This is a genomic window from Frankia sp. AgB1.9 (assembly GCF_016786355.1).
GTDB lineage: Bacteria > Actinomycetota > Actinomycetes > Frankiales > Frankiaceae > Pseudofrankia.
Genome location: NZ_JADWYX010000108.1, coordinates 1 through 15,011 on the forward strand (window position 1 = coordinate 1; position 15,011 = coordinate 15,011).

The 15,011-nt window shown below is 70.3% G+C and carries 15 protein-coding genes and 1 pseudogene; 7 read left to right on the forward strand and 9 right to left on the reverse strand.

What is annotated here, in order from left to right; genetic code table 11:
• The 4 genes and pseudogenes from I6A60_RS42195 to I6A60_RS31690 form a co-directional block, all read right to left on the reverse strand.
• Positions 1-186: pseudogene (locus I6A60_RS42195) on the reverse strand (DNA polymerase IV); the annotation flags it as partial.
• A gap of 58 nt (positions 187-244) precedes the next feature.
• Positions 245-1,600: a hypothetical protein gene (locus I6A60_RS31680; protein ID WP_203042293.1), complete on the reverse strand. Its 1,356-nt coding sequence runs from the start codon at positions 1,598-1,600 to the stop codon at positions 245-247.
• Positions 1,597-2,454, reverse strand: coding sequence for a SigE family RNA polymerase sigma factor (locus I6A60_RS31685; RefSeq protein ID WP_307873961.1), 858 nt, complete (start codon positions 2,452-2,454; stop codon positions 1,597-1,599). The genes I6A60_RS31680 and I6A60_RS31685 overlap by 4 nt, the downstream gene beginning before the upstream one ends.
• A 279-nt stretch (positions 2,455-2,733) precedes the next feature.
• Positions 2,734-2,949 (reverse strand): hypothetical protein, encoded by a 216-nt coding sequence (locus tag I6A60_RS31690; RefSeq protein WP_238436676.1) that lies wholly within the window; start codon positions 2,947-2,949, stop codon positions 2,734-2,736.
• A gap of 140 nt (positions 2,950-3,089) precedes the next feature.
• Between I6A60_RS31690 and I6A60_RS31695 the strand changes: the two genes are divergently transcribed.
• Both I6A60_RS31695 and I6A60_RS31700 read left to right on the forward strand, forming a co-directional pair.
• Entirely contained in the window at positions 3,090-4,076 is a 987-nt protein-coding gene (locus tag I6A60_RS31695) for an NAD(P)H-quinone oxidoreductase (RefSeq protein ID WP_203023807.1), read from the forward strand.
• Between the two features lie 73 nt (positions 4,077-4,149).
• A complete protein-coding gene (locus I6A60_RS31700) occupies positions 4,150-4,704 on the forward strand; it encodes a bacterial proteasome activator family protein (protein WP_203023806.1) in 555 nt (184 codons plus the stop codon).
• 12 nt (positions 4,705-4,716) lie between these two features.
• On the opposite strand, the gene I6A60_RS31705 is transcribed toward I6A60_RS31700, so the two are convergent.
• From I6A60_RS31705 to I6A60_RS31715, 3 genes are all read right to left on the reverse strand, one after another.
• Complete coding sequence (locus I6A60_RS31705; protein WP_203023805.1) at positions 4,717-6,120, reverse strand: metallopeptidase TldD-related protein; 1,404 nt, start codon at positions 6,118-6,120, stop codon at positions 4,717-4,719.
• Between the two features lie 31 nt (positions 6,121-6,151).
• A complete protein-coding gene (locus I6A60_RS31710) occupies positions 6,152-7,717 on the reverse strand; it encodes a TldD/PmbA family protein (protein ID WP_203023804.1) in 1,566 nt (521 codons plus the stop codon).
• Between the two features lie 307 nt (positions 7,718-8,024).
• A complete protein-coding gene (locus tag I6A60_RS31715; RefSeq protein ID WP_203024584.1) occupies positions 8,025-8,870 on the reverse strand; it encodes a hypothetical protein in 846 nt (281 codons plus the stop codon).
• Between the two features lie 515 nt (positions 8,871-9,385).
• Here I6A60_RS31715 and I6A60_RS31720 point away from each other — a divergent pair.
• From I6A60_RS31720 to I6A60_RS31740, 5 genes are all read left to right on the forward strand, one after another.
• Entirely contained in the window at positions 9,386-9,772 is a 387-nt protein-coding gene (locus I6A60_RS31720; protein ID WP_203024585.1) for a hypothetical protein, read from the forward strand.
• A 399-nt stretch (positions 9,773-10,171) separates the two neighbouring features.
• Positions 10,172-10,369 (forward strand): hypothetical protein, encoded by a 198-nt coding sequence (locus tag I6A60_RS31725; RefSeq protein WP_013421505.1) that lies wholly within the window; start codon positions 10,172-10,174, stop codon positions 10,367-10,369.
• A gap of 69 nt (positions 10,370-10,438) precedes the next feature.
• Positions 10,439-11,365 (forward strand): helix-turn-helix transcriptional regulator, encoded by a 927-nt coding sequence (locus I6A60_RS31730; protein ID WP_203024586.1) that lies wholly within the window; start codon positions 10,439-10,441, stop codon positions 11,363-11,365.
• Between the two features lie 1,086 nt (positions 11,366-12,451).
• Positions 12,452-12,904, forward strand: a complete 453-nt coding sequence (locus I6A60_RS31735) for a helix-turn-helix domain-containing protein (RefSeq protein WP_203024587.1) — start codon at positions 12,452-12,454, stop codon at positions 12,902-12,904.
• 207 nt (positions 12,905-13,111) lie between these two features.
• Complete coding sequence (locus I6A60_RS31740) at positions 13,112-13,291, forward strand: hypothetical protein (protein ID WP_203024588.1); 180 nt, start codon at positions 13,112-13,114, stop codon at positions 13,289-13,291.
• A 362-nt stretch (positions 13,292-13,653) separates the two neighbouring features.
• Here I6A60_RS31740 and I6A60_RS31745 read toward each other — a convergent pair whose 3' ends face one another.
• Positions 13,654-14,223, reverse strand: coding sequence for a hypothetical protein (locus I6A60_RS31745; RefSeq protein WP_203024589.1), 570 nt, complete (start codon positions 14,221-14,223; stop codon positions 13,654-13,656).
• A gap of 544 nt (positions 14,224-14,767) precedes the next feature.
• Positions 14,768-14,971, reverse strand: coding sequence for a hypothetical protein (locus I6A60_RS31750; RefSeq protein WP_203024590.1), 204 nt, complete (start codon positions 14,969-14,971; stop codon positions 14,768-14,770).
• Between the last annotated feature and the right edge of the window lie 40 nt (positions 14,972-15,011).

Genomic DNA, 15,011 nt, shown 5'->3' on the forward strand with positions numbered 1-15,011 from the left:
CAGGATCGCCATCACCCGGGTGGAGACCTCCTGGTAGCGGTGCCGCTCGGGCGGGAGCACCAGCGCCGTCGGGCACACCCCGCGCGCCCCGCCCCGCGGCCGCGCGCGGCTCGCGTGCCGTCCCCTCCGAGGTCCCTCGATGACGGTCCTTGGATGACACCGACGTGTCTCGGACCCCGCTCTCACCCGCGGACTCTCCCGCGCCCCACGACCGCCGCGCCGCGGCGGCCATGGAAGGGCGTGGCTAGTCGAGGACGGCGGCCGCGAGGGAGAACGAACTGCCGCCGCCGCCGGAGATGCTGATCGTGGCCGGCGTCCAGTAGGGCAGCCCGCCGAGGTCAAGCGTGACCACCGCGGTGGAGCTCGGCAGCGCGACCGTGAAGCTGCTCGACTGCAGGCCGGCTGCGGACACGGTCACCCGAAGGCTCCCGGCTCCGCCTACGTAGAAGGCGAGCTTCCCGTCATGCGGGCCGCGGTACGTCGTGATCGTGGCCGAACGGCCGCCGGGAATCCGCAGCCGGCTAGTCGAATGGCTGCCCTGCGGGCGCGGCGTCCCCCAGGTCCAGCTCACGCTCGTGGGGTAGCCGCGCTGCGCCGACCCGACCCCGGCGATCCTGCTGACGTCCAGGAGCTGAAACGGGATGGCGGCCCGTGCCACGACCCCGCTGTGGCCGTCGCCGAACACGACCCAGTCGGTCGTGTTCCTGTCGGGGAGGACGAGCTCGCTGCCGGACCGGAACGGGACGACGCCCAAGCCTCGGGCGGCCCGCGGACGGTTGTCCGTGGGTACCTGGCCGCCGCGCCCGGACCCCGTGCCCCGCTGCTGGCTCGTGCTGGCGAGGCTCTGCGATCCGTTGGCGGCCGTGGGGTCGGCCGTCGGCTGGTTCTGTCCGGCCGACGGCGTGGCGCTCGGCGCGTCCGGCGCCTGTGTCGCGGGGGCTGGCAGCGGCGCGGCCGGCTGCGTGACGAGGGCGCGTGGCGCGGGCGTGACCAGGACGCGCGACGGCTTCGACTGGCTCTGGACGACGCTCGCGATACCCGCGCTGACGCCGATCACGCTGACCACGGCGGCGAGGGCGCCGGCGGTGACGAGACGCGGTCGTGCGGAGCCCGCCCGGTGCGTTCCCGTCGACCGGGCGCTGACCGGGCCGCCGGCCGGGCGGGTCGAGTGGGGCCGGGTACGCGGGCGGCGGCGGGCGGTGTCCACCGCGCGCTTGCCGGCGGCGAGGTCGCGCTGGGCCGCGGTCGTGGCCGTCAGCACCCGCGCCCGCAGGCTGGCGCTGTCGACGGAGTACTCCCCGAGCACCTGCTCGAACTGCTCGACCACCGGCTCCGGACCAGGTGGCTTGGCAGGCGACCCTGCGGCCCCGAGCGCGCGGCCGGCGACCGGCCCGGTGCCGGGCGAGTGGCCGGCCGGATCGCCGGTCCCGAAATCGTCGAACTCGCCGAACGCGGAGGCGGCGTGGGCGAGATCCGTGCCCGTCAGCCGGGTGACCGTAAAGCCGGCGTCCTGCTGTCCGGCTGTGAGACCCGCGTCAACGAGATCTTCCGGCCCGTCGATGGCTGTCGAGCTGGGGACGCGCCTGCCACAGAGACTCACGCCTCCCCACCCCGCAGCGCCACCCGGCGCAGGCGCGGGCGCTTCCTGGCCGTCGCGCTGGCCCCGGAGCTGCTTGTCGCCCCGACGCCGGAGCCGCCGGCGGCCAGCAGCCGTTCCAGCTCGCTGACCGCCTTGGAGGTCTGGCTCTTCACGGTGCCGATGGAGATCCCGAGCGTGTCGGCCGTCTCCGCCTCGGACAGGTCGAGGCCGTGGCGCAGGATCACGCACTGGCGCTTGCGCAGCGGCAGCCGCAGCAGGGCGGACTCCAGGTCCAGGACGGCGGGAACGTCCGGACCGTTCGTCGCCTGGATCGGCAGCTGCCGGCCCAGCTTGGCGAGCACGTTGCGCTCGCGGACCGTCCGGCGGATCCGGCCGGCGGCCAGGTTGGCGACGCTGCGGCGCACGTAGGCCAGCGGGTTGTCGGCAGCCTGGACCCGGTCCCAGTGCACCCAGGCCGACGTGAGCGCCTCGGCGGTGATGTCCTCGGCCGCGTCCCGGTCGCCGCTGAGCAGGAAGGCGAAGCGGGCGAGCTCGCGGTGGTGTGCCTCGAAGAACTTCTCGAACTCGGCCTGGGCCGGTCGACCGACCGCGCCGGCCGGTCGCTGGTCGGCGGTCGGCGGCTCCGGGAACTCCTCAGCCTGCGTCGGGCTGGCGACCGCGCGGGCCGTCGCGGTCCCCGTCCGGCGCGCGACCGCGTCGGACGGCGGGAACGCGCGGCTGGCCGGCCGCGGTGGCGCGGTCATCCTCGACGGGGTGGCGGACCTGGCCCGCGCCGCTGATCGTGACGCCATCGTGGACGCCGACCCATGACGTGGGCCGCCCAGTTCGTTGAGGCTCACGTCGTCGATGTGCACGGCACGCTCCCCCACGGCATTGGCAGGCTCACGGCACGGTACCCCGTTCGGACCGTTGCGTAGAAGGCCGACGACGCTCCGGAACGGTGATAAGTCGGGGAATTCGGCAGATATCGGCGAGGATCTGGGCGTCCGGAGGTTTCCGTGTTCGCCATGATCCTCTGATCGGACCGGCCGGACCAGGACGATCCACCCGTCAACTGCCTGTCGCGCCCACCCACGCCGATCACCGGATCGACGAGGCGATCCGGTGCCGACGGGCGGGATTGGTGGCCCTGCTCAGACCGGCTCTGGCTCAGGCGTCGACGGGTTGGTCGGAGCCGGCTCGGTGAAGGGGGACGGCTCGTGCGGGGCTGGCGGTAGGTCGCCGGGGCCGTCCGGCAGCAGCGGCCCTGGGTCGTCGGGAATCGGTGCGTCGGGGTCAAGCGGTGGCGGATCCTGCGGCCGTGCCGCAACCCCGACCGGGAAGGCCTCCATGGTCAGGGCCGTACCCATGGTCCCAACCTGGAAACGCCGCGCGTTCTGAAAACGACCGACAGGGCCGCCCACCTCGGCTGCGGCCGGCGTCGCCGGCAGGCGAACGGCGCCGCGTCCGTCGTCGGCTCCGCTCCCTCCTGCGGGACTAAGGTTGGCGGGTGTACGCGGTCACGGTGGACGAGCCCGGCGGTCCCGAGGTGCTCGAGTGGCGCGAGGTGGACGACCCGCCCGGCCCGGGCCCGGACGAGGTGGCCATCGACGTCGTCGCCACCGCCGTCAACAGGGCCGACCTGCTTCAGCGCCAAGGTCTCTACGCGCCGCCGCCGGGCGCCTCGGACATCATCGGGCTGGAGTGCTCCGGGCGGATCGCGGCAGTCGGGCCGGGCGTCGACGGCTGGCGGGTCGGGGACGAGGTCTGCGCGCTCCTCTCCGGCGGCGGCTACGCGACGAAGGTCGTCGTCCCCGCCGGACAAATGCTCCCGGTGCCGCCGGGGGTCGACCTGGTCACCGCCGGGGGGCTGCCCGAGGTCACCTCGACCGTCTACTCGACCGTCTTCCAGCGGGCCCACCTCCTCGACGGCGAGACGTTCCTGGTGCACGGCGGCGCCTCAGGGATCGGCACCTTCGCGATCCAGGCCGTGCGGGCGCTGCGGCCGGGGGCGCTGATCGCGACGACCGCGGGTACCCCGGAGAAGCTCGAGCGCTGCCGTGAGCTCGGCGCGGACGTCACCGTCTGCTACCGGGACGAGGACTTCGTGGCCCGGGTGAAGGAGGCGACCGGCGGGCGCGGCGCGGACGTCATCCTCGACAACATGGGCGCGAAGTACCTGGCCCGCAACGTCGACGTGCTCGCCCCCGACGGCCGGCTGGTGGTGATCGGCATGCAGGGCGGGATCAAGGCCGAGCTGAACCTGGCGACGCTGCTGACCAAGCGGGGCGCGGTCCATGCGATGTCGCTGCGTCATCGGCCGGCCGAGCAGAAGGCGGCCATCGTGGCCGGCGTGCGCGCCGAGGTGTGGCCGGCGTTCGCGTCCGGCACGATCCGCCCGGTGATCGACCGGGTGCTCCCGCTGCGTGAGGCGGCCGAGGCGCACCGCGTCGTGGAGTCCCTCGGGCACGTCGGCAAGGTGCTGCTCGCGGTCTAGTGCCGCGTCGAGAGTCTCGACGGTCTCGCTGCGGCCCGAACTACGGGGAGCCGGAATGCGGTTGGATGGGGACATGACAGATCAACCGGAACCGCGAGTGGTGGTCGTGGGCCCGGACGGCCGGCTGCGCAGCCCGCTGGACGGCGCCGGCGCCGACTCGGACCACTCAGGCGATGGCGGCTCGGACTCGCCCGACCCGCGCACGATGATCTCCTCGATGGTGTCGCAGCCCGACAAGGTGATGCGGATCGGCACCATGATCAAACAGTTGCTCGAGGAGGTCCGGGCGGCGCCGCTGGACGAGGCGAGCCGGCTGCGGCTGCGCGAGATCCACCGCAGCTCGATCCGCGAGCTCTCCGACGGCCTCGCGCCCGAGCTCAAGGACGAGCTGGACCGGCTCAGCCTCCCGTTCGACGACAGCCAGACGCCCAGCGACGCCGAGATCCGGATCGCCCAGGCCCAGCTGGTCGGCTGGTTGGAGGGCCTGTTCCACGGCCTGCAGACGGCGCTGTTCGCCCAGCAGATGGCCGCTCGGGCCCAGCTGGAGGAGATGCGCCGCCGCGCCCTGCCCAGCGGCCAGCCCGGCCAGTCCGGTCAGGAAGGCTTCGGTACCGGCACCTATCTCTGACGCGGGACTGATCTATGACGCGGGACTGACCGAGCTCATGTTGAAGTCGGGGACCCGCACCGCCGGCATCCGGGAGAGCTTGAACCAGTCGGCCCACTCGCGGCCCAGGGTGCGGCTGGCCGCCCCGAGCTCGGTGATCCGGCCGAGCAGGCTCACCGGCGACTCGTTGAACCGGAAGTTGTTCACCGCGCCGGTCACCTCGCCGTTCTCGACGAGGTAGACGCCGTCCCTGGTCAGGCCGGTCAGCAGCAGCACCTCCGGATCGACCTCGCGGATGTACCACAGGCAGGTCAGCAGCAGCCCCCGCTTGGTCGAGGCGACCATGTCGTCCAGGGTGGCCGTCCCGCCGCCGTCCATCGTGAGGTTGTCGACGAACGGCGTCGGCCGGGCGCCGGCGGCCCGGGCGGAGGACCGGGTGTGCACGAGGGCGGCGAGCTTGCCGTCGTCGAGCCAGTTGGTCCGCCCCAGCGCCAGCCCGTTGTCGAAGACGCTCGCCGTCGCGGACGAGTGCCCCGAGACGACGAACGGCGCGCAGCTCAGCTCGGGGTCGGCCGGGTCGCTGTACAGCGTCATCCCGGCGGGGCCGAACGCCTCACCGAGCCGGGTCCCGCCGCCGGCCCGGCTGAAGACCGTGCGGCCCTCGGCCGCGTCCCGCCCGGCGGCCGACCAGTAGGCGTCCAGGATCAGGTCGGAGACGGCGGACGGCGGCAGGAGCGTCTCGTAGCGGCCGGCCGGCAGCTCGACCGTGCGGGCGCACCAGCCGAGCCGGCGGCGCAGCTCGGCGTCGGTCGCGGCGACGTCGACGTCGGAGAAGTCGTGGGTCGCCTGGCCGTGCCAGACCGAGCCGCCGGGCTGGCCGTTCTTGGCGTTCCACTCGACCGAGCCGGTCGGCTGGCTGTGCCGCAGCCGCAGCCCGGTGGACGTGCCCAGCCAGGTGGTGGTCAGGTCGTGCTCGGCGAAGCCGTACAGCCCGCGGCCCTCGGCCCGCGCCGCCCGCAGCGCCTCACCGAGGTCCGCCGCGAACGTCGTGAACACCGACGTCGAGGTCCGCTCGGCCAGGGCGTCGAACGGCTCAGGGCTCGTCGCCGCGCCGGGCTGGCCGGGCGTCAGCAGCTCGGCGTAGTCCTCCGCGTCGTCGGCGTCCTTGGCCGCGTCCTCGGCCGACCGGACCAGCTCGGTCAGCTTGTCGACCCCGGTCGTGCCGGCCTCGATCGTGCTGACCGACCGCACGCCGAAGGAGCGGCCGACGATGCTGACGACGGTGACCGACCGGTCTCGGGCGGCCCCGTTCGTGGTGAGCGTGTTGTTCGCCCAGCGCAGGTTGACGGTGCTGGACTCGCTCGCGATCACGATGCAGCCGTCGGCCCGCGACGCGGCGAGCGCCCGCTCGACGATCTCATGCGACGCCTCGGTCACCAGTTCTCCTTCGCCTGCGCGAGCCCCGTCATCAGCGACCGGCCTCGTGCCGGGTGTTGAGGATGTTGATTCCGCGGAACAGCGTCGAGGGAGCGCCGTGGCTGACGGCGGCGACCTGGCCGGGCTGCCCCTTGCCGCAGTTCATCGCCCCGCCGAGCAGGTAGGTCTGCTCACCGCCAAGCCCGTCGAGCGCGCCCCAGAAGTCGGTCGTCGTCGCCTGGTAGGCCACGTCGCGCAGCTGCCCGACGATCCGGCCCTTGCGAATCTCGTAGAACCGCTGGCCGGTGAACTGGAAGTTGTACCGCTGCATGTCGATGGACCAGCTCTTGTCCCCGACGATGTAGATGCCCCGGTTGACCCCGGAGATCAAATCCTCGGTGGACGGCCCGCCGGGCGTCGGCTGCAGCGAGACGTTGGCCATCCGCTGGATCGGTACGTGCCCGGGGGAGTCGGCGAACGCGCACCCGTTCGACCGGCTCACGCCGAGGCGCTCGGCGTTCGCCGCCGCCATCCGCCGGTCCAGCTGGAAGCCGACGAGCGTGCCCGCGTGGACGATGTCCCAGCGGCTGGCGGCGACGCCCTCGTCGTCGTAGCCGATCGTCGCCAGGCCGTGCGGCGCGGTCCGGTCGCCGGTGACGGTCATCAGCGGCGAGCCATAACGCAGGTTGCCGAGCTTGTCGAGCGTCGCGAAGGAGGTACCGGCGTAGGCGGCCTCGTAGCCAAGCGCCCGGTCGAGCTCGGTGGCGTGGCCGACCGACTCGTGGATCGTCAGCCACAGGTTGGACGGGTCGATCACCAGGTCGTAGCGCCCCGGCTCGACCGACGACGCCTTCGCCTTCTCGGCGAGCAGGCCCGGAATCGTCTCGATCTCGGTGTCCCAGTCCCAGCAGCCGGCCGCCGGGCCCGCGACCAGCCATTCCCAGCCACGCCCGGCCGGCGGCGCGATCGTGCGCATCGTCTCGAAGCCGCCACCGGGGTCGACCCGGGTCGCCTCGATCTGGCAGAGCAGGCGCACCCGCTGCTGGGTGGTCGAGGTACCGCTCAGGTCCGCGTAGTACTTGTTCTCCAGGACCTCGTTGAGGTGCCCGTCGACGTGGTCGACGTCGGCCGCCGACAGCAACGTCCGGCACAGGCCGCCGACGCGGTCGACCTTCTCGCGGGTGTCGATGGCGAACGGGTTCACGGCGTAAGCCGACACCCAGGTGGCGTCGGCGTGCACCGGCTCGTCGGCGAGCTCGATCGGCTCGGTGTTCAACGGCCGAGCCACCCGGGCGATCTCGACGGCCTCCCGGGTGACGCGGACCGCCTCGTCGGTGGTCAGGTCGACGCCGGCCGCGAACCCCCAGGTTCCCTCGTGCACGACCCGGACGGCGAAGCCTACGGTCGAGCCGTCATGGCTCGTCTCGAGGCTTCCATCCCGGAACGACAGCGAGCCCTCCCGCAGCCGCTCGATCCGGATGTCCGCGTGGCTCACGCCGAGATCGCGGGCAGTCTGCAGCGCCGCGTCCGTCAGCGCCGCCCGCGGCAACGCGAGGAACTCGGGGTCGACCTCCTGCGGCGGCGTCCTGGACGCTGTAGGCGAAGCGACTGTCGGCATGCGTCCCATCCTGTACCGCCCGTCGCCGCTCTGGCGCGCCGGGCGCGACCGAAATCACTCTTGGTATTGGGCCTTGGCGTCGGCCGACTGGGTCGGCCAGCGGGTGGGCGCCTCGGCCCGCCCCCCGAGGACGGGCCGAGGCACCTCGGCGGCCCGGTGACAGCCGCCTTGTGTCGTTGTTCCTGCGTTCCCAGGTCCGGTGAGTCGCCAGTGGGCGGTTCTCGGCTTCCCTCCGGCCGTCCCCTCGTGCAGGCCGGTCAGGAGCGCGATTCGCCGTCAGGCGCTCAGGTGATGCGGTTCCACCTGGTTACCACTCTTCGATGCCAGGGTTGCCGGTGTCGTCGCCGAGGTGGCCGTGGTCCTGCTTGACCAAGGTCCAGCGACGTTCCGCCTCGCTGATCGCCGCGGAGATCAGCGCCGGGTCGCGGGGGCTGCGGTCGAGGAACAGGTCGGTGGCGTAGGTGAACGCGGTGACGAAGCGCTGGGTCGCGGGCGCCTGCAGGTCGACCACCGCCGGCCGGTTGTGGTGGGCCACGACATGCGTCACGAAGTCATGCGCGAGCTGGTTCATTCGCGTCGAGAACGGGTCGAGCCGGGGGCTTCCGGCGCCCCGGGTCGGCCAGGGCTTTGTCGGCGGCGGCCCAGTCTCCGGGTCGGTGACGTCGCAGTCGTCAGCCCAGACCGGATAGTGGTCGGGATCGTCATCGATGCCGTGGCCACCGTCGTCGCGCCCGTGAGCCGTGCCGTCGAGGACGAAATCCTCGCGGCGGGCCCGTGTGACGGCGGTGAAGAGCAGTAGCCCCGCCACGACCGCGATCAGCAGTGTGGTGGTTCCGAGGACCCAGACGGGCCAGTAGGAATGGCCGCGGCCGCCGGTGCCAGCGGCCGGGCCGGTACCGGAACCAGCAGGCAGCGCTCGTGACGGCGTCGCCGTCGGTCGCGTGGTGCTGTCCGGCGGGCCGTTGTCGCCGACCCCGGTGAGCCAGCCGATGACGCTGGCCAGGCCGGTGACCAGCAATGTCGGAATACCTAGGAATACTGCCGTGCGCGTCTTTCCGAGGCAGGCCGCGAGGGCCGTGAGGCAGGCCCCGACGATGATCAGCTCCTGTGCTGACACGCCCGATCCGAGACTCGACAAGGTGGGCTCAGTCACGTACTCGTCCTTCCAGCCACGGTGGATCTTCGGATTTCGTACCCCCGAGGGGGTCGTGGCCGGGTACTACGGAGAGTCGTTTTGGCTGGAACGCTGAGTGACATCAATGTCATCAAGCGAGGCATTTTGTACCTCCTTGACTAGGCGACCGGTGGTCGATCGGCTGGCCTCACGAGAATAGTGCGGCAAGATGAGTCGTTCTGGCAAGAAGATTCGGAATATTTGCCTCTAGGTCAGATTCTGGACGTCGATCGCACGGGCGCACCGCGGTCGGCCTCGGCTTGGCCCCATGATCCAGAACAGCCCTCGTCGGTCGGCCAGGTGGCCAGGCCGGTTGGCGCGGTCCGCCGGCCGGCGGAAGTACAGGCCGTTGGGCGATGTTCAACAAAACGTCCCGCCGTGGGCAATCTGCCGTGTTTCAATGGAATTTCCGGTGGTCGGTCTCCTACGGGCCGCTGTGCCCGGCCGACCCCCACCAGAGCCGACCACGGTCGTGGCGGGAAGGTGAGCCCGGCATGGTTCTTGTCTTGGCCATTGCGGCCTGCGGTTCCGGCGCGTGCCACGCGGTCTTTGTGGATGGCCGCGACGTCTGGGTGGTCGGTGACCGGTTGCCGCAGAGGGCTTCCGGTCGGGACGGCGACCCGGCACGCACGACCGTCCGGGTGGATCTGACCGTCTTTGAACTGGCGACCGCGAGATTGCGCGCCGCGTTTCACGCGGTCGGCACCGACCCCGCTGAAATAGATCAGTTGGCTGAGAGCGTGCGGGCGGGATCGGCCTATGTGGTCGGCTCGGCAGCTGCCACGCCACCCGAGTCCATTGGCGTCGCCTCTCACGAGGCCGCGGTCATCGCGCGCCGGTTGCCTTCGAAGGTCGTCGGGCAGTTGGCGCTGGCCGCCTAGCAGGTTCGACCGCCGGCCGGCATCGGGCAGCGCGGGCGGATCCCGTTGGCCTATGTCCGACCGGCATATTCGCGTCTGGTGTGCTCGGAGGACGCTGTCTCAGCGTGGAGTCTCGCCCCGTGCCCACTACTCATGGTCGTCAGCCTTGTTCAGGTTGAATCGCTGCTGCCCTCTAGGGCCCGATCTCTTGCCACATGCGATCTAGCAGCTACGTACAGTGACACGCCGTGAGCGGAACCTCGCTGCCCAGCAGGCGGAGCCTGGATGGAGGCCGGTAGGGTCCCCTCATATTCTCGGCGGTGGCGTGGGTGGTCGGAGTGCGGTGCCAACATATTCTGACATATTTGCCCTCGATCCACTCTGGGTGTAGGTTCCCATGTGCCTAGGAGAGGACGAGCAATGCAGCCAACCCCTCTGGTGACTGTGTGCGGCTCCGGAGGTTGCCCGACCGTCTTCACGACCGAAGACGACGCGGTGATCGTCCAGGGCTACCTGCCGGAACCTCGCCTCTCCGAGGGCGTTCCCACGGGGGAAGCGCGCGTCGTCATCCCCCGGGAGCTGTTGAACGAGGCGGCGCGCAGGCTGTTGGCGAGCTGAGGTCGACTTCGGCTGGGGCGTGAGGCCGCCAGCGATAGCCCGGGCTCGACCCCTGGGGCGGGAGGGATGATGGAGACCGACGACCAGTCCGGTCGGCATCATGATCCCTCCGAGACGGTGGGTGCCGCGCTCGCCCGACTGCGTCGGGAGAGCGGCCTGACCGGCGTCGAGGTCGCCAAGCGGTCCGGTGTCAGCCAGGGCCAGATTTCCAAGATCGAAAACTCGCGGGTCACGCCGTCGCAGGTTGATGTCGTGCGGTTCGCGGGTGCCCTCGATCTACCTGGTGCTGTGGTCGCCGATCTCGTGGAACGATCGCGCCAGGCTCAGGCATTGGCGCGAGAGCGTCGACGTGGCGCGAACCGGAGCGTTGCCGCCAACCAGGAGGACTACCTCGAAGAAGAGGGCAGAGCGAAGCATCTGCGCGCCTTCGAGCCGATCCTCGTGCCAGGCCTGCTACAAACCAGCGAATATGCCCGCCGAGTGATCAACAGGTTCTATGCCGTGATCTACGGCGACGACCGCCAGGGCTGGCCGGACACCGCCGCCGCGGTGCGGTTGCGGTTGGAGCGTCAGGAACGGCTTTACGATCCTGATCGAGATTTCAAGTTCATCATCATCGAGTCGGCGCTCCGGGCCCGCTTCGGTGCGAAGGACTACTGGCCGCTGCTGATGGCCGCGCAGATCCAACGGATCGAGAGCGCCTGCGAGCTACCGAACGTCGAGATCCGGATCGTGCCCAACGACGCGTCCCTGCCGTTCCCGGCCATCGAGCCTTTCGAGATCATGGACGACGCGGTCGTGATCACCGAGTCGACCGCCGGAGCCAGCCGCCGGGACCGTGATGGCGTAGAGATCTACGCCAGGGTGTTCGACCGGTTCTGGTCCAGCAGCACACCAGATGTCCTGCCGATCCTGAGCCGGTACAAGACCGAGTTTCTCGAGGAAAGCACGAAGGTCGCGAAGTCGGAAGACGCGGAACCCGACCGCCCAGCGTGAGTCGTCTGCGCTGGGCAGGGCAGTGTATGAGGCATAGCGTGCCCGCTCTGCTCGGTCTGGCGACTCTTGCGCAACGACCTTCAGAGCTGGGGCGGTCGCTCTAGCTCTGGCCTGGCTGGTGCTTCGGCCGCTCGGCTTGCCGCCTGCCCGGGTCTGCGCGACGCGGGCCTCGACGCGCGGGATGGACAGCGTGGCCATTCCCCGCCTGTACTGCACAGCAACCAGTCCTGAGACCCCCGCGCGAGTCATATTTGACGCGCCGCTCGCTCCGGAGACCCCCGAGGTGTTGGACATCGCCTGCGGCAGCGGCTGACGCCGCTGTGGCCGGGGGCCCGACCGGCGGATTGCCTCGGTGCACCTTGTCTGCTCGGCCGCGCCGGTGGCGTCTCTACGTGCAGTCTGCTTGCCTGGGCTGATAGTCGACATCCTTGGCTGCCAGTGCCCAGTGGCGAGACGATGGAGTTTAAGCCGGCTTAACCTCGGCAGGCATCGTGCTGAATCCCGGGAAAAGACGTTGTGGGACTCGGAGTCGCGGTGCGCGCCGGCTACGGTGGCTTCGTTTTCCACCGGTGGCTTCGACGAGTTTATGCTTTCGGCGAGAAAGCGCTCGGGCGTTGGCCAATAGTGCCGGGCCGAAATGGCTCAGGGTCATATTCCGACGCGTTTGCCGTCGATCCATCCCGGGTGTAGCTTCCGAGTGCCTGTGAGAGGACGAGCAATGCAGCCAACTCCCCTGGTGACTGTCTGTGGCTCCGAAGGTTGCCCGACCATCTTCGCGACCGAAGGTGGCGATGTGATCGTCCAGGGCTACGTGCCGGAACCTCGGATCTCCGAGGATGCGCCTGCAGGGGAGGCGCGCGTCGTCATCCCTCGGGCGCTACTGGACGAGGCCGCACGCAAGCTGTCAGCCGAGAGGCGGCCGCAAGTGCCCAGGTTGCTCGTCTGGGTCGCGGGCGGAGCCCTTACGGCCGCCGTGCGATTGGTCGGAGGGTGGCCGATCCAGTGGCTTGCCGACGTGCTCGGATTGCGCTGACAGAAGACGAGGTCGTGCTCCTGGGCGACGAGCCGAGTACCCACAATGACCCGGTGGAACCGTTGGGCACGACGCTCGCGAGGCTGCGCCGGGAGCGCGACTTGACCGGTCTGGTCGTCGCCCAGCGGCCCGGTATTAGCCAAGGCAAGATCTCCAAGATTGAGAGCTCACGCCTCACGCCGTCGCCGGTGGACGTCTGCAGGATCGTTGGTGCGCTTGGCCTGGCTGGTACCGAGGTGACGGAATTCGTCGAACGGTCCCGCCAGGCGCAGGCGGCCAGGTGGGAACGAACCGGCCGCCGCGACGGAGCAGGCCCGGGCGCGAGGGTCTCGGTTGACCAGCGGGACTATCTTGACGAAGAGGGCAGAGCCCGGTATCTGCCGTGCTTCGAGCCGACCCATGTACCGAGCCTCCCGCAGGCCAGCGAGTACAGCCGTCGGGTGTTCAACAGGTCCTATGCCGGCCGCCGTGGGGATCCGGGTGCAGCGCCAGCAGCGGCTCTATGACGCCGGCAAGTGGTTCGAGTTCGTCATCCTGGAGTCGGTCTTTGAGAACCGCTTCGGTCAGGTCAACTGGCCGCTGGTGATGGCGGGCCAGATTCAACGGATCGAGACGCCTGCGAGAATCAGAACGTCGAGATTCGGATTCTGCCGAAGGGCGCTTCGCCACCGTTCCCGCCGATCGAGCCGTTCCAGATTCTGGACAACACGGTCGTGCACACCGAGTCGACCTCCGGGGGGAGCCGTCGCGACCAAATCACCGTCGAGACCCACTGTCGCGTGTTCGACCCCTTCTGGAATGCCAGCACGGCGGACGTGCTGCCGATCCTGAAGCGATACAAGGCCGAGTATCTGGCGCTGAGCGCTGCGGCGGCCATGCGCGAGGTCGACTAAACCGTGTCCGACCAGGCCGTGGCCCGACTCGCCGGCCCGCTTAACGGCCTTGAATGGCGGGCCTGTCCTGCCTCGTGGTCGTCAGTGGATGTGTACGACGACCACCAGGTATGACTGGACGGAACCGAGAGTCCTGATCATGGACCGCTGGCCTCTGCGTATCCGCTGGCGTGGCTCGCCAGGGTGATCGCGGTCTTGGCCCTCCTATGGTCGTAAATCCGGTCTGATTGCAACCACTACGGGGCCAAAGTGGCGATCATGACTGGAGACGTGGCTGGGCAGACTCGTCGGCCAGGTTGGCGCCCGATAGACGAGGCACCTGGCCCGGCCGGCTCCGTCGGCGGTCGGGCCAGGTGGTCGGCTTACCGTTGCGGGGTGAGCTCGCGGCGACGGCTTGCCGGGCCGGCCGTGACCTTCTCGGCTATGCGGCTGTCGCTTCCGCCCCGGCCTGGGGTCGGTGCGTCGGTGGCTCGGCCCGCGGCGGCCCGGGCCTGCGCGAGGCGGGCCGCCGCGAGGCGGTCGGCCTCGACGGTCCGGCTGTCGTGGACGAGGGTGAGGCGCTGGGGCGTCTCGCCGCCGGTAACACGCTGCACCGGCAGGTCTCGCCGGTAGCCGGGCCGTACCCGCAGGTCGGCCCAGGTGGTTCCCGAACGGTGCAGGTCGACCTGCACCTTCTGCCAGCTGTCCTCCGCGCGCCGCACGGCGACGACCAGTGCGGTCCGCGAGGTTGCCTGGTCGCGGTCGACCAGGATTCGGACCGCGTCCCCCAGAGCGCCCGCCATTGACCGGGCTTCATCCGAGAATGCGTCCAGTCGGGCTGGCTGGCCGGGTTTCGTCGCCGTGTAGCGCAGGTACTGGCGGGCGAGCCAGGACAGCCGGGTGGACAACTGGTCGCGGTTGGTGCCGGTGAGAGTGGCGTAAACGGTCAGCATTGACATGCGATCACGTCCAGCTGGATCTTGGTGCCGTTCAGGCGTTGGCCGGCGCCCCCGGCCGTGGGGTGGGCTGTGCTGGCCGAGGTGGCCGCACCCCACCTGGGTACTGCATTGGATTCAGCGGTGAGATCCCCCGCGCGCGGCATATTCCGACGCACCTCCTGCTTCCGAGGCCCGTGACCGCTGGTCGACTGGACCCTTGAGCAAAAGGTAGACGACTGCGAGACCGCCGACAAGGCGACTTGAGAATATAGTCCAAGATCTTTACAAAGCCGGCGTCAAGGTGAATACTTTCGTCCTTGCAGGGACATCGCTGGTTCGGCTGCCGTTCGCGAGCGGGCCAGCGGGCCGATCCGGACACCCGGACCGGGACAGGGCGAGGACAGGTGACGACGTGACGTCGAGACGGCCGCGCGGGTCCGTCCTGGCCGCTATGCCTTTCGGCGCAGCAGGATCGGCCGGCTCGATCGACGCCGGCGGGTCGGGTGTCGCCGGGCCGGCCGGGCTGGGCGAGACGGCCGACGGGGGCAGGTCGGTCCGGTCAGGCTGGCCGGTCGGATACCGCTGCCGCCGCGGCCCGAAAGATTTCCGCCGGAATCTCGACGAGGACCTCGCCCGGGCCCGGCAGCACGGTGTCATCAGTCACGAGCGTGCCCTGGACGACGATGGTGCCGTGGTCGCTCGCGTAGACCTGAGGGCACGAGTTGGTTCCGCAGTCGTGGTCGGTCAGAGGTATAAGGCGCATGTTCCCGCCCTTTCGTGTGGAGCCCCCAGATCCCTTCGGC

What these genes read in the sequence shown, in the direction of transcription:
- I6A60_RS31700 (WP_203023806.1), top strand. Translation starts at nt 4,150, where the DNA reads ATGACAGATCAACCGGAACCGCGAGTGGTGGTCGTGGGCCCGGACGGC.
- I6A60_RS31745 (WP_203024589.1), bottom strand. Translation starts at nt 14,223, where the DNA reads ATGCTGACCGTTTACGCCACTCTCACCGGCACCAACCGCGACCAGTTG.
- I6A60_RS31720 (WP_203024585.1), top strand. Translation starts at nt 9,386, where the DNA reads ATGGTTCTTGTCTTGGCCATTGCGGCCTGCGGTTCCGGCGCGTGCCAC.
- I6A60_RS31750 (WP_203024590.1), bottom strand. Translation starts at nt 14,971, where the DNA reads ATGCGCCTTATACCTCTGACCGACCACGACTGCGGAACCAACTCGTGC.
- I6A60_RS31710 (WP_203023804.1), bottom strand. Translation starts at nt 7,717, where the DNA reads ATGCCGACAGTCGCTTCGCCTACAGCGTCCAGGACGCCGCCGCAGGAG.
- I6A60_RS31730 (WP_203024586.1), top strand. Translation starts at nt 10,439, where the DNA reads ATGGAGACCGACGACCAGTCCGGTCGGCATCATGATCCCTCCGAGACG.
- I6A60_RS31690 (WP_238436676.1), bottom strand. Translation starts at nt 2,949, where the DNA reads ATGGGTACGGCCCTGACCATGGAGGCCTTCCCGGTCGGGGTTGCGGCA.
- I6A60_RS31725 (WP_013421505.1), top strand. Translation starts at nt 10,172, where the DNA reads ATGCAGCCAACCCCTCTGGTGACTGTGTGCGGCTCCGGAGGTTGCCCG.